Genomic DNA, 13,694 nt, shown 5'->3' with positions numbered 1-13,694 from the left:
AGACGACGCTGTTGTTCGGGGTCGCCGCTTGACGACGCTGCCCCGGGGGGCTCTGCGCCCGCTGGAAAACCTTGCAACGGAACCGAGCCGCGCGACGCTTCTCCTTATGCTGCAGGCAACGTCACGCCGGAGATTTCGGTGCAGAGGGCGGTCAGCCGGTCCTGAAGACGGGGATCCAGCGCCTGCGGGTTCGGGGACATGCGCTTCATGTGATAGAAATATTCTCCCGTCACATCCGCCCTGGGATCGTCTCCCGCGGCAAGCCACGCCTGGGTCAGATGCGCCTGATCCATGTCGTCGGGCGCGCTGGGGCCGCCCATCCTGGTCGGCACCCAGCCCGGCTCCAAGGAATTGCAGAAGGCCTCCGGCCAGCGGCGGGCAATGGCGAAGGCCAGCATCGCGTCGTGCAGCTTGCTCTCGGCGTAGGCTTGCGAGCCGTTCCAGCGCCGCTTCTTCCACAGGATGTCGTCGAGATTGGCGTCGACATGGTGATGCATGCCTGACGACAGATAGACGAGCCGCTGCGGACGGTCGATCAGGGCCGTCAGGATGTAAGCCGACAACGTGTTGATCGCGAAGACATGCGGCAGGCCGTCGGCCGTCAGACGGTGCGCCTCACGATAGCCGACAGCGGCATTGTGGATGATGGCGTCGAACCTGCCGAGTGCATTGACCTGGGCGGCGACCTCCTTGCTGCCGGCGATGGTCGAAACGTCGCCGATCACGACCGCCTCGGCCCGTGGCAAGGCTTTGCGGGCGTCCTCGGCCCGGTCGGCGTTGCGGGCATGCAGGACTACCTGATGGCCCTTTTTGATGAGCAGCTCGGCTGTCATGAGGCCGAGCCCGGTCGATGAGCCGGAAATGAAGATGCGGGACATGGAGAACTCCTTCCGATGGAGAATTTTCAGGATTGTGCGCCACGCGCGGCGCCGGCCAGGGCCGCGCCGGCCAGTGCGCAGGCCGCGCCGAACAGATACACGGCGGCATAACCGAACTGCCCGGCGATCACGCCCGCCACCGGACCCGAAACACCATAAGCGATGTCGAGGAAGGCGACGAAGGCGCCCATGGCGCTGCCGCGATTGGCGGGTGGCACCCGCTTCAAGGCTTCCACGCCGAGCGCCGGAAAGACCAGGGCGCAACCGAGGCCCGTCACCAGGGCACCGGCGAGCGCCATGACATCGGTCGGTGCCGACCAGATCATCGCCTGCCCGACGGCCTCGATCGCGAGTGACCACTGCGCGACCCGATAGCCGCCCGTCTTGTCGGGCAGGCTGCCGAAAACGACGCGCACCGCGATGAAACCGACGCCGAAGGCGGTCATGACCAGACCGGCACTGTTCCAGTGACGTGCCGCGAAATAGAGCGAGGCGAAGGCCGTCAGCCCTGACAGGCCGACCCCCTGCAGCGTCAGGCCGAGCCCCTCGCGCCAGATTTGGCCGACCACCTTGTGGAATGGCAGCCGGGGACCGGCCGGCGTGGCATAGGAGGTCCGGCGCAAGGCGATGGCGATGGAGGCGAGCGGCGCGACGATGCAGGCGACCATCGCCACCGCGAGACCATAGCCCTGGTAAAGCAGCATGCCGACCGGTGCACCGATGGCGAGCGCGGCGAACATGGCGATGCCGGTCCAGGACATCGACATACCGGCCCTCTGCGGTCCGACCGAGGCGATCGACCAGGAAACGCAACCGGTGACGAACTGGCTTTCGCCAAGACCGGCCGCCAGTCGGCCCACCACTAGGAGCGTCAGGCTAAGCCCGGGCGAAAGCCCCGGCAGGGATGCGACGAGATAGAGCAGGCCGGCGAGTGCGCCGATCGCAGCCCCCTGAAGCGCCGAGCGTTTGCCGCCATGCTGGTCGGTGACACGGCCGGCATAGCCGCGCGTCAGCACGGTCGCCAGGAACTGGATGCCGATCACCAGTCCAACGACCAAGGTGCTGAAGCCCAGCTTGTCGTGGATGAAGAGCGGGAGCACCGGCAGTGGCAGCCCGACGGCGAGATAGCCGCAGAACAGCGCCGCGATGATGCCCGGCGCGGGGCGGGAAAGGAATTGCGGCACGGTATCGGACTGTTGCGCATCCTTGACGGCAAGTGCCGGCATGGCAGCCTCCGTGTAGGTTCTCTGATGTGGAGGAAGACACCGCCCGCAAAGAGGCGGCGTCACCTTCTCTTGGGTCCCGTTCGCTCAGGCGGCCTTGGCGCCCGCGCCGGAGCGCCCCGGCCGGTAACCGCTGGCCTGGAGCAGGTGGCCGAGCGAACCGTTCACCTCGGCCTGCAGCTTGGGCAGATCGACGCCGATGAGCCTGCCCGCGCGCTTTCGGATGCCGCCCGCCACCATGACCGTGTCGACGTTGGAGCGTTCCACCGCATGGACGATGGTCCCGACCGCGTCGGTGACCGGAAAGACGGCGACGTCGTCGGTGCGCACCATGATGATGTCGGCCTGACGGCCGACCGCCAGCACGCCGATCCTGTCCTGGAGGCCGGCGGCACGCGCGCCGTTGACGGTGGCGGACTGGAGCACCGCTTCGGAGGAGATCGGCGCGGGCGCGGTCTCCTCGCCCCGGAACCGGCGATAGCGCATGGCCGAGCGCTGCTGGCCGAACAACGCATGCATCTCGCCGAACAGGTCGCTGCCGAAGGCGGTGTCGAGATCGATGCCGAGCGCAGGCGCCAGTCCGTGATCGACCGCCTGCTGCCAGGCGAAGCCCTCGTCGTCGAAACCGAAGAGAGCGTCGGAGCGCGGATTGACGGTCACATTGACCCCGGCGGCGGCGAGACGCTTCCAGGTTTCTTCCGGCAGGCGCGTGCAGTGATTGAAGATGTTGTGGCTGCCCAGCAGGCCCGGCTCGTCGAACGCCGGTCCCAGCGTCGCCAGATCGCCGATGAACTCGGTGAGGATGCGCATGTCGAGCGCACGGGCGGCCCGCCACCAGTCGATGTTGAACTGGCCGAACAGCCCGACCCGCACCAGCCCGTCACCCTGGTTCCAATTGTCGGCCAGACGCTTCAGATCGGCGGGGATATGCGCGCCCGATGCTCCCTTGTCCATCGCGGCGCCGACCATGTGAAGGGCGCGGATGCCGCTATCGTCGAGGGCGTCCAGCGCCGCGTCGGTATGTTCGGGGCTGCGCGCGCTGTGACAGGCATCGATGACCGTGGTGATGCCGGCGTCGAGGCAGGCGAGCGCCGTCAGTCTGGTGCTCAGATACATGTCGAGTGGGCGATAATGCGTGCCCAGCGTCTCGGCGACGACGTCGATATAGGCGAAGAGATCATCGACATCCGGCATCATCCGCCGCATCACGCCGAGCCACATGTGGTGGTGGGCATCGATCAGGCCGGGCAGAAGGATGCTGCCGGTGGCGTCGATCACCTGGGCGTCCGCGGCGGACAGGTCCGCCCCGATGGCAGCGATCCGGTCACCCTCGACCAGTATGTCGCCGACCGGCGGCGCGGCGGTCTCCCTGTTCATCGCGACGATCGTGCCGCCTTTGAAAAGCGTGCGGGAATTGCTGTGCGTCATGGTCCAGTCCTCATGGTCGCTTGGCGCCTTGGCTTGTGGGGCCTCGGTACCTCGCAACCGATATCGCCCGGAACCACTCTTGAATTAAGTGAGATTGTGTCAGATCATTCCTGACTGAAAATCAGGTTCCGGCAAAAGGTGGAGCGGCGCATGGCATTCGATGGACGGATTCTGTCCGGGGTCAGCGTGCTGGCGGCCGTGGTCGAAGCGGGTAGCTTCGTCAAAGCCGCCGAACTGATCGGACTCACCGACTCCGGCGTCAGCCGGTCAGTCGGTCGGCTGGAAGCGCGCTTGGGCGTTCGCCTGCTCGACCGCACGACCCGCTCGGTCTCCCTGACCGACGAAGGCCGGCGCTTCTACGAGGAGGCGAAACCTCATCTCGATGCCATCGAGGACGCCGCGGTGTCGGCCGCCGGTGCCGCCTCGGCGGTTCGGGGGCGTCTGCGGGTCGATATCGACCCCTTCTTCCTGCCGCTGGTGCTTGCCGGACGGCTCGGCACGTTCTGCGAACGCCACCCCGATCTGATCATCGAGTTCGTGACGCGCAACCATTTCGGCGATCTGGTGGCGGACGGCATCGATCTCGCCATCCGCTTCGGCCAGCCACGCGGGGCGACCGTGATTTCGCGCAAACTGATCGAGGCGCCAATCCTCACCGTGGCGTCACCCGCTTATCTCAGCCGCTACGGCAAGCCCGCGCATCCAGCGGAACTTGCGGGGCATCGCTGCCTGCAGTTCATCGACCCCTCCTCGGGGCGTCCCTTCGGCTGGGAGTTCATCCGCGGCGACGAAGCGGTCGAGGTGCCGACGACCGGGCCACTGACCTTCACCGATCCCAAATCGTTGCTGGAGGAATGTCTCGCTGGTACCGGAATTGCGCAGGTGATCGGGTGGGGCGTCGGTGCGCGGCTGGTGTCGGGCGCGCTGATCGACCTGTTCCCCGACTGGCATGGCGAACGCTTTCCGCTTTTCGTCTACCATCCCTCGCGCCAGCATCCGCCGGCCAAGGTCCGGGCATTCATCGATTATTGCGATGGGATCGTTCAAAGTCTCTAGTCTTCACCCGCTCATCGATCTCCTCGCACAACCGGCTGACCTGGCTCTTGGAGATGCCCGACATTCCCATGGCCTGAACCAGACCGTCCACCGAACGGGTCGAGATGCCCTGGATATAGGCCTCCTGGATCACCGTCATCAGCGCCTTCCCGGCCATCCGCCGCGGCTCCAGGAAGCCGGGGAAGTAGCGGTCCTTGCGCAGCTTGGGGATGCGCAGTTCGACGGTGCCGGCGCGGGTTTCCCAGTCGCGATCCCGATAGCCGTTGCGCTGGACCAGCCGCCCGGCCGACCGTTCACCATGACTGGCGCCGGTCAAACCCTGAACCTCCAGTTCCATCAGCCGCTCGGCGGCAAAGCCGATCATCTCGCGCAGAACATCCGCATCCGCGCCCTTCTCAAGCATCGCGCGAAGCGCCATCATCTCGTCGGTGATCGTGGTCATCATCGGTCGAGGTTGTGTTGTGGTGACCAGACTCTATCGAAGAACCACGATGACCGCCCCGCTATGGATAACCGGCCCGCCTGCGCCAGCCATCGAAGGGCGATGCGGAGGGCCGGCTCCCCACAGCTCCTATACCACACCGTGGGGCACGACCCAGTCCGCTATTCGTTAAGTCACATAAGCACTTCGGAACCGGGCGCTCATCCGCGGCATAAATGGCGCCTGTCGCCGCTCAGGCTGCAATGAGCCCTGAGCTTCGGTAGCTTTCGATCAGTGCATCGAACACTGAGATGTCCGATCGGCTTCGAGCAAGCAGTTGGGCTCTGTTGCAAAGTTTACCGGCAGGCGCGAGATGATGGTCACAGGCATCACCGCCGACGCTATGCGTCCTGGCGCTCGAACTGCTGGGTGATAAACTGCACGGCCTCGGCGAGCGCGCCGGTTCCAACGCTGAAGGCGCGTTCGACGAGGCGCGCCTCGCCCCGCATGTCGCGGGTGATGTTGAAGCTGGACGCTCGGCCTTTGCGGAGCGCCCGCATCACCTCAAAGCCCTTGATCGTTGCGTAGGCCGCTTTCAGGGTCTTGAAACCTCGCACCGGACGGATCAACTGCTTCAGCTTGCCATGGTCGGCCTCCACCACATTGTTCAGATATTTGACCTGTCGGTGCTCGGTCTCCTCGGGACATTTGCCCTCGGCCTTCAGCTCCGCCAAGGCCGGTCCGTAAGTTGGCGCCTTGTCGGTGTTGATGACCGTCGGCGTCTCCCACGCCTTCAGACCGTTGAGCGCCTTGGACAGGAAGCGCTTGGCGGCGGCGGTATTTCGCGTGGGAGAGAGGTAGAAGTCGATGGTGTTGCCATGCCTGTCGACGGCCCGGTACAGGTAGGCTCACTTGCCACCAACCTTCACGGAGGTCTCGTCGACCCGCCAACTGGTCGACCGCGGACAGCGCCACCGCCAGCGAAGCCGCTTCTCAATCTCCGGCGCGTAGTTCTGAACCCAGCGGTAGATTGTTGAATGATCGACCGTGACGCCGCGCTCGGCCATCATCTGCTCGAGATCACGGTGGCTGATGCCGTATCGGCAGTACCAGCGCACCGTCCAGAGTACGATCTCACCCTCGAAGTGGCGCCCCTTGAAGTCCGACACGGCTTGGCTCCCTCCAACGTCCAGCCATGCCTCCGCCTGCCGGCAAACTTTGCAACAGAGCCAAATAGAGAGCCATCACACTGCCGTACGTCTCATCTCGCCAGAATTTCAGACACGAACTCGATAAACGCTCTTACTTTCGGTGAAAGCTGCCTCGCCGAAGGGAACAGCACGGAGACGGGCGGCCCATCGACGGCATAGGCATCGAGCACCTGGACCAGTGTGCCCGACTTCAGATGTGGTTCGGCCATGTAGGTATGAAGTTGGACCAGCCCCGCGCCGGCCAGCCCGGCCTCGACAACCGCATCGTTGTTGCTGAAGGTCATTGTGCCGGTCACCGGCCGTTGGAAGGCCTCGCCGTTCTCTGCACTGCGGAACCACCAGGACGCGACACAATCGCCCTCCTGCGGCAGGCGCTGGATGCAATTATGCTGGTCTAAGTCTTCAAGGCTTTGCGGCACGCCGTGCGCGGCGATGTAGGCAGGAGCGGCACAGACGATATACCGCACGGTTCCGACCCGCCTTACCATCATCCTTTCATCGCGTGGGAAACCGATGCGCACAACGGCATCGAGCCTGGCGGCGATCGGATCGGTCAACGTATCGGCAAAGGTTGCCGTGATCCGCAGTTCCGGATGGCGGGCGGTCAGTCTGCCAAGCTCCGGCACGATCTTCAGACGGCCAAGCGCGGTCGGCATTTCGATCCTAAGCAAGCCGCTTGGCTTGGCGGCACGCTCGCGCATCTCACGTTCAGCCTGGTCTATGTCGGCCAGGATCGTGCTGCACCGCGCTAGGAATGTCTCGCCATCCTCTGTCAGCGACAGCGAGCGGGTCGTTCGCTGAAACAGGCGCACGCCAAGCCGATCTTCCAGCCTCAAGACACTCTTGCTGACGGCCGAAGGAGAAATCCGCAGTGCCCGACCAGCCGCGGCAAAGCTGCCCTGTTCGGCGACCTTTACGAAAGCGGCGATGCTGCCAAGCCGGTCCAGTCCCATAGCTCATCCACACCTTTCGGCCCCAGATTGACGAATTTCGGGAACGAAAGCGAGGACATTGACGCGCCTTATGCCACCAACCGCAATCGGCCATTTTCTGGTGATCGACACCAAGCAAAGGACTGGATCCCATGCAAATTGACCTGACCGGCAAGCGCGCAGTCGTCACCGGGTCCACCGCCGGCATCGGCCTCGCCATCGCCACCGGCCTCGCCCAGGCCGGCGCGGAGGTCGTCGTGAACGGCCGGACCGAGGAGCGCGTCCAGAGCGCCATCGCGACGATCCGCAAAGCTGCTCCCGCCGCGATCCTGTCCGGCATCGCGTCCGACCTGGGGACGGCCGAAGGCGCCGCCAGGCTCGCCGCCGGCGCCGCCGAGACCGACATTCTCGTCAACAGCGTGGGCGCCGCCCTGTTCAAGCCGTTCGACGAGTTGACCGACGAGGACTGGCTGTTCATGTACCAGCTCAACGTCCTGAGCGGCGTCCGCCTGACGAAACACTACCTGCCCGGCATGATCGGGCGTGGCTGGGGACGCATCGTCTTCATCAGCAGCGAATCGGCGCTCAACCCGCCCAAGGAGATGATCGATTACGGAATGACCAAGGCCGCCCAGCTCGCCGTCGCTCGTGGCGTTGCCGAACTGGCGGCGAAGACCGGCGTCACGGTCAACTCCGTCCTGCCGGGGCCGACGCGCTCGGAAGGGTTCGGCGCCGTGCTGGAGGGCATCGCCCGGCAGACCGGCCAGAGCATCGAGCAGGTCGAGAAGGGATTCCTCGATCAGAACCGACCAACGTCGTTGCTCGGCCGCTTCTCCACCACGGAGGAGATCGCCAACATGGTCGTCTATGTCTGCTCGCAGCAGGCCTCCGCGACCAACGGCTCCGCGCTGCGCGTCGATGGCGGCGTGGTCCGCTCGATCGCCTGATCGCGTCGACGGCGGCCGGCATGAAACCTGCCGCCGTCCCCGTTCTCCTTCCAATCCGGATGGGACACTTGAGGAGTTATCCATGATCGTCGATCTTAAGAATGCTCGCGTGCTGGTGGTCGGCGCATCCGGCGGCATCGGCAGCGCCACCGCCGATGCCTTTGAAGCCGCCGGCGCGCGCGTGGAGCGTCCCGGACACAACGCGCTCGACATTACCGACGACGCATCGGTGGAGGCGTTCTTCGCCGCGCGCGGACCATTCGACCACGTCGTGGTCGCCGCAGCGCGAACCAGGACGGGTTCGGTCGGAACGCTCGCGGTGGCGGATGCGCAAGCCTCGATGAACAGCAAGTTTTTCGGCGCCTATCGCGTTGCAAGGGCGGCACGCATCAACGACGGCGGATCGCTCACACTCGTTTCCGGCTTCCTGTCACGGCGGCCCAGCGCCAGCTCCGTGTTGCAGGGTGCGATCAATGCGGGCCTTGAGGCGCTGGTGCGTGGCCTTGCGCTGGAACGCGCGCCGGTGCGGGTCAACGCCGTTTCCCCCGGCCTCATCGATACGCCGCTCCACGCCGGCATGACGGAGGCGGACCGGCAGGCGATGTTTGACAGGGTTGCCGCGCACGTGCCGGCCCGCCGTGTCGGAAAAGCGGAGGATGTCGCGCACGCCATCCTGTTTGTCTCCACCAATCCCTTCGTCACCGGATCGACCGTGACCGTGGACGGCGGAGGCACGATTGCGGCATGAGCCGTGGCTCCCCAGGCCCGCATCGGACGGACGCCCCATCATCTGAAAAAATAATCGACGTTGCCCGGAATAATCGTGTGGCCCGCCAGTCCACCCCGTCAAGACCGCGACGAGACAGACCGAAGAGCCTCCCATGCGATATCCGATATTGGCAGCCGTCGCCCTCGCCCTGACCACGGGAATAGCGGCGTCGACGCCTGCCGGTGCCCAAACGGCCCACACGCACTCGGCCGGGCCTACCGCGGCATCGGTCTTCGAGGAAGAAGCGCCGTTCCTGGCGGAAAACAATGCCGCCATGGACAGGATGATGTCCGGTATGGCGGTGAAGCCGACGGGCGACGTCGATGCCGACTTCACGGTGATGATGATTCCCCATCATCAGGGCGCGATCGACATGGCGCTCGCCGAATTGCGGTACGGCAAGAACGAGCAGCTTCGCCGCATCGCGCAAGAGATCATCGTCGACCAGCAGCAGGAGATCGCCGCCATGCGCATGGCCCTGGGCCAGCCGCTGCCGCCGTCCGTGCCGGTGCCGACCCAGGTCTCACCGCCCCAATCCCCGTCTCAAGCACCCGCCTCGCAGACCCCTCCGTCTCCGATGCACATGCACATGAATGAGGGTCAGTCCAAATGAAGATTCGCCTGCTTCCCACCCTGGCGATGATCGCCGGCTCGATGCTTGTCGGACATCTTCCCGCCTATGCCGGGCAAGCGCCCTACGCCAGCACGGCGCCGGAATTTCCGATCAGCCACCGCGATCGCGTCTACGCGGCCGAGCAGTTCTCGAACACGGTTTCGGTCATCGATCCCGTGGACAACAAGCTGCTCGGCGTCATTCGCCTGGGAGACGCACAGCCGGCGAACTTCAGCCCGCTCTACAAAGGGCAGGTCCTGGTCCACGGCATGGGCTTCTCCCCCGACCGCAAGACCATCGCGGTGGTATCGATCGGCTCCAACTCGGTCAGCTTCATCGACACGGCCACCAATGCGGTCAAGCACGTCACCTATGTCGGGCGCTCGCCTCACGAGGCGTTCTACACACAGGACGGCAGCGAGGTCTGGGTGACGGTGCGGGGCGAGGACTACATCGCCGTCCTCGATGCCAAGACCTTCGAAGAGAAGACCCGCATCAAGACGCCCAATGGTCCCGGCATGCAGATCTTCTCGCCGGACGGTAAATACGGCTACATCTGCTCCTCGTTCAACCCGGAGACGGACGTCGTCAGCGTGGCGAATCACCAGATCGTCGCCCGCATCCAGCAGGCCAGCCCCTTCTGTCCCAACATCGCGGCGACCCCGGATGGCCGGCAGGTCTGGTTCACCCTGAAGGATGTCGGCAAGACGCAGGTCTTCAATGCCCAGCCGCCCTTCGACCTGATCAGGACGCTGGATACCGGCCCGATCACCAACCACGTCAATTTCGCGCACAACGCCAATGGGACATTCGCCTACCTCACCATCGGCGGTCTGAACGAGGTCAAGGTGTTCCGCACCGACAGCTTCGAGCAGGTCGCAACCATTCCCGTCGGCAACCTGCCACACGGCGTCTGGCCGTCGGGTGACGGCAGCCGCGTCTATGTCGGGCTGGAGAATGCGGACGGTATGGCTGCGATTGACACCATGACGAACAAGGTGATCGCGACGGTGCCGATCGGCCAGGCGCCGCAGGCGATCACCTATGTGCCCGAGGCCGTGCCTGAAGGTGCGGGAACCGACAACCTGATCCCGCTCGGGGTGGCCGGGCAGGCGACGCATCTCGACCTCGCGGTCTCGGCGAACGGAAAGCCCGGCAAAGCCGTCACGACGGTGTCGCTGTTCGACCAGGGGCTGATCCAGATTCTCCAGGCCTCCGTGACGAACCTCGAACCCAAGAAGCCCTACGTGCTGGCACTGGCCGAAACCGAAAACGGCCACGGCGCGCTGCAGCCGCTGGCCGGGTTCATGACGAATCCGGCAGGATCGGCGATCGTCAATGCGTCGGGGCCGATCCGGCAGATCGTGCAGAATACCGCGAAAGCCGAGAAGCGATATCTGGTCGTAGCCGAGGGCACGGCGGCACAGCCCGGTGCCGTCGTCCAAATCCAAGCGCGGTGACATTCGGCCGGCCCGCCCTCAAATTGGAGGCGGGCCGGCTCACGCCCCAGTATTCATGGTCGCACGATGTCCGATGATGATCGAACTGCTTGAACCCCTCATCCCGGCGCTTCGCCGATACGCGCGGTCGCTGCTTCGCGATCGCACGGCGGCCGACGATCTGGTTCAGGACTGCCTGGAACGGGCCATCGCCCACTGGAACCAGCGCCGGGTCGACGGCGACACCCGCAGATGGGTCTTCACCATCCTGCACAACCTCGCCATGACGGAACTGAAGCGCCGGTCCACGCGATCTTCGGACATCGACGTTGAGTCCGCCGAGAATTGGCTGTCGACGCCTCCGTCGCAGGAGGATGGCCTGCATCACCAAGCCCTGTTGCGTGCGCTCGAAGCACTTCCCGAGGACCAGCGCGCGGTCATTCTTCTTGTCAGCATAGAAGACCTCTCCTATGCGGATGCAGCCAGGGTTCTGGATGTGCCGATAGGGACCGTCATGTCGCGACTGGCGCGTGCGCGCGAAAAGCTGCTGAAGAGCATTAAGGAGATGCCGGCCGAACCTGCCGGACGGCCTTATTTGCGGAGGGTGAAATGATCAGCCGGCCGATCACCGAGGACGATCTCAACGCCTTCGTCGACCAGCGCCTCGATCCCGTCCGGCAGGCCGAGGTGGCGGCCTATCTGGAGGCCCATCCCGACGTAGCGGAGCGGGTTTCGGGCTATGCCGCCCAACGTGACGATCTCAGGGCCCTCCTCTTGCCGATCGCCGACGAACCGGTTCCCGCGGCGCTCAACGTCAGACACATCGCGGAACGCCAAGGGCGCCGATCCCGCTTGCCGTGGTGGGCCGCCGCGGCGGCCGCCCTATTGATAGGCTTCGGCGGAGCCGGCGGCTGGACGCTGCGGGGGGTGTCCGATCCGCCCCTGCAAGGCGTCGCCTCACTCGGCCAGGAGGCTGCGGACAATTACGTCGTCTACAGCCCCGACCGCCTCCGTCCCGTCGAACTGCGTGCCGACGCCGGCACCGAACTCGCCGATTGGATTTCCACCCGCCTGGGACGGCAGGTCGGGGTTCCGAACCTCGAAGCGTCGGGCTACCGCTTCATGGGCGGGCGTGTCGTCGCGACCCCGCACGGACCGGCGGCGCTCTTCATGTATGACGACGACCATGGCATGCGTCTGGTCATGCTGAGCCGCCCCATGACGGTCGATCGCGACGTCCCGATGCAGCCCTTGAGCCGGCCGGCTGCCAGCGGCTTTTCATGGGCGGTCAAGGGCATGGGCTACAGCTTGGTCGGTCCCGCCGATACACAGGGGCTCCTGCATCCCATCGCCGACGAGGTGCGGCGCCAGATCGGCAAAGGTGCGTAGGACAGGAGGATAACACCGAACGGTGTTGTCAACTTGGCTAGAGCAGATTCCGATCAATCCGGTTCGTAACCGCCGGCGGTGAAGAAGGCTTTGCTGTCGGTTGGTGTTCCGGTGCTGACCCAAGAGGGTCAGGCCGAAAAGGAGGATGCCGGCGAGCGTGAGGCCGAAGCCAGCCCAGGCGGGTGACAGAAGGCCGAACCCGGCGTCAATGGTCAGCCCGCCCACCCAGGCGCCCAGGGCATTGGCGGCGTTGAGCGAAGCGAGATTCATCGCCCCCATCAGGCTCGGCGCTTCCGGTGCAAAACGGGTGAGGCGCACCTGGATCGTTGGGATCGCCACCATCATCGTCGCCCCTACGCCGAACAGGGCGGGGAAGAGCAGCCAGGGATTGGCCCCACCAAAGCCAAGCCCAGCCAATATGACGAGGGCGCTGCCGTAACCCACAACGATGCCTCGCGCGGGATAGCGATCCGCCAGTTGGCCACCAATAAGATTGCCTGTGGTCATCCCCATGCCGAAAACGGTAAGTGCGATGGGGATCATGGTGGCGGAAAGATGCGTGGCATCCGTCACGATCAGGCCGATGAAGGTGTAGACGGCGAAGATGCTGCCGACGCCGACCGCGGCGACCAGCATGACGCCCCAAACGGATCCCTTGCGCAGTGCCGACAACTCCTGAACCACCGGCACGCCATTCAACGCATCGGTCTGCGGCACCCACCGATAGATCGATGCGAACGCGAAAGCCGCAAGGACAGCGACGGCGACATAGGTTTCGCGCCATCCCAGGGTTTGGCCCATGAAAGTGGCGAGCGGCGAGCCGAAGATCGTCGCGACCGTGAGGCCCGTCATGACGATCGCAAAAGCCTTGCCGGCATGCCCCTGTCCAACCACATGGGACGCAACCACGGCGCCGGCCCCGAAATAGGCACCCTGCGGCATGCCGCTGATGAAGCGGGCAACCATCAGCCATCCGAGATTGCCCGCCATGGCCGAGAGCAGATTGCCGACGACGAAGAGGGCCATGAGCATCAGCAGGAGCGTGCGCCGGTTGAGCCAGGCGGCCGCCAACGTCACCAGCGGTGCGCCGATCACGACGCCGGAAGCATAGGCGGTGATTGCGTTGGTGGCCTCCGGCACGGTGAGGCCAAGGCTCTCTGAAAAGAGCTGGATGATCCCCATGCTCGCGAACTCGGATGTGCCGATGACGAAACTGCCCAGAGCGAGTGCCAGAAGCGGCAGGGTCTTGTTCCGGACGATGGATGACGGGTGGTCGGGCGTATGGGCCGATGCCCCGGCGGGGCGATGAAGGCGTGGGTCGTCCAGCGCCAGCGATGCTGACTTGCTCATTTCAACCTCCATGACTGTATGGTGTGCCCGGCGCGATG

Annotated in this window: 12 protein-coding genes and 2 pseudogenes; 7 read left to right on the top strand and 7 right to left on the bottom strand. The window is 65.0% G+C overall.

The window, feature by feature from the left end:
- Positions 1-104 precede the first annotated feature (104 nt).
- From ABNQ38_RS31005 to ABNQ38_RS30995, 3 genes are all read right to left on the bottom strand, one after another.
- Complete coding sequence (locus tag ABNQ38_RS31005; protein WP_377810139.1) at positions 105-878, bottom strand: SDR family NAD(P)-dependent oxidoreductase; 774 nt, start codon at positions 876-878, stop codon at positions 105-107.
- 26 nt (positions 879-904) lie between these two features.
- Entirely contained in the window at positions 905-2,104 is a 1,200-nt protein-coding gene (locus tag ABNQ38_RS31000) for an arabinose transporter (protein WP_377811125.1), read from the bottom strand.
- 84 nt (positions 2,105-2,188) lie between these two features.
- The gene (locus ABNQ38_RS30995; protein ID WP_377811124.1) at positions 2,189-3,529 is read right to left on the bottom strand and encodes an amidohydrolase family protein; all 1,341 of its coding nucleotides are present in this window, start codon (positions 3,527-3,529) and stop codon (positions 2,189-2,191) included.
- Between the two features lie 150 nt (positions 3,530-3,679).
- Between ABNQ38_RS30995 and ABNQ38_RS30990 the strand changes: the two genes are divergently transcribed.
- A complete protein-coding gene (locus ABNQ38_RS30990; RefSeq protein ID WP_377811123.1) occupies positions 3,680-4,585 on the top strand; it encodes a LysR family transcriptional regulator in 906 nt (301 codons plus the stop codon).
- Between the two features lie 4 nt (positions 4,586-4,589).
- Here the strand turns inward: ABNQ38_RS30990 and ABNQ38_RS30985 are convergent.
- The 3 genes and pseudogenes from ABNQ38_RS30985 to ABNQ38_RS30975 form a co-directional block, all read right to left on the bottom strand.
- Positions 4,590-5,018, bottom strand: a pseudogene (locus ABNQ38_RS30985) (transposase); the annotation flags it as partial.
- 389 nt (positions 5,019-5,407) lie between these two features.
- A pseudogene (locus tag ABNQ38_RS30980) lies at positions 5,408-6,175 on the bottom strand (IS6 family transposase).
- 92 nt (positions 6,176-6,267) lie between these two features.
- Positions 6,268-7,170: a LysR family transcriptional regulator gene (locus ABNQ38_RS30975; RefSeq protein WP_377811122.1), complete on the bottom strand. Its 903-nt coding sequence runs from the start codon at positions 7,168-7,170 to the stop codon at positions 6,268-6,270.
- A gap of 131 nt (positions 7,171-7,301) precedes the next feature.
- Here ABNQ38_RS30975 and ABNQ38_RS30970 point away from each other — a divergent pair, with 131 nt between their 5' ends.
- The 6 genes from ABNQ38_RS30970 (at position 7,302) to ABNQ38_RS30945 (ending at position 12,306) form a co-directional block, all read left to right on the top strand.
- Complete coding sequence (locus tag ABNQ38_RS30970) at positions 7,302-8,096, top strand: SDR family NAD(P)-dependent oxidoreductase (protein ID WP_377811121.1); 795 nt, start codon at positions 7,302-7,304, stop codon at positions 8,094-8,096.
- Between the two features lie 82 nt (positions 8,097-8,178).
- Entirely contained in the window at positions 8,179-8,844 is a 666-nt protein-coding gene (locus tag ABNQ38_RS30965) for an SDR family oxidoreductase (protein WP_377811120.1), read from the top strand.
- Positions 8,845-8,977: 133 nt separating this feature from the next.
- Positions 8,978-9,478, top strand: a complete 501-nt coding sequence (locus tag ABNQ38_RS30960) for a DUF305 domain-containing protein (RefSeq protein WP_377811119.1) — start codon at positions 8,978-8,980, stop codon at positions 9,476-9,478.
- 26 nt (positions 9,479-9,504) lie between these two features.
- Positions 9,505-10,938 carry a YncE family protein gene (locus tag ABNQ38_RS30955; protein WP_377811118.1) on the top strand — a complete coding sequence of 478 codons (1,434 nt, stop codon included), beginning with the start codon at positions 9,505-9,507 and terminating at the stop codon, positions 10,936-10,938.
- Between the two features lie 73 nt (positions 10,939-11,011).
- Positions 11,012-11,530: a sigma-70 family RNA polymerase sigma factor gene (locus ABNQ38_RS30950; protein ID WP_377811117.1), complete on the top strand. Its 519-nt coding sequence runs from the start codon at positions 11,012-11,014 to the stop codon at positions 11,528-11,530.
- Positions 11,527-12,306 carry an anti-sigma factor family protein gene (locus ABNQ38_RS30945; protein WP_377811116.1) on the top strand — a complete coding sequence of 260 codons (780 nt, stop codon included), beginning with the start codon at positions 11,527-11,529 and terminating at the stop codon, positions 12,304-12,306. Before ABNQ38_RS30950 ends, ABNQ38_RS30945 begins: the two co-directional genes overlap by 4 nt.
- On the opposite strand, the gene ABNQ38_RS30940 is transcribed toward ABNQ38_RS30945, so the two are convergent.
- Positions 12,196-13,656, bottom strand: coding sequence for an MFS transporter (locus ABNQ38_RS30940; protein WP_377811115.1), 1,461 nt, complete (start codon positions 13,654-13,656; stop codon positions 12,196-12,198). The two genes, ABNQ38_RS30945 and ABNQ38_RS30940, sit on opposite strands and share 111 nt — an antisense overlap.
- Positions 13,657-13,694 lie beyond the last annotated feature (38 nt).

This window comes from Azospirillum sp. A29, assembly GCF_042604625.1.
In the GTDB taxonomy this organism is placed as follows: domain Bacteria; phylum Pseudomonadota; class Alphaproteobacteria; order Azospirillales; family Azospirillaceae; genus Azospirillum; species Azospirillum palustre.
The sequence above is the reverse complement of the archived record's forward strand: the minus strand, read 5'-3'. Positions and strand labels throughout refer to the sequence as shown.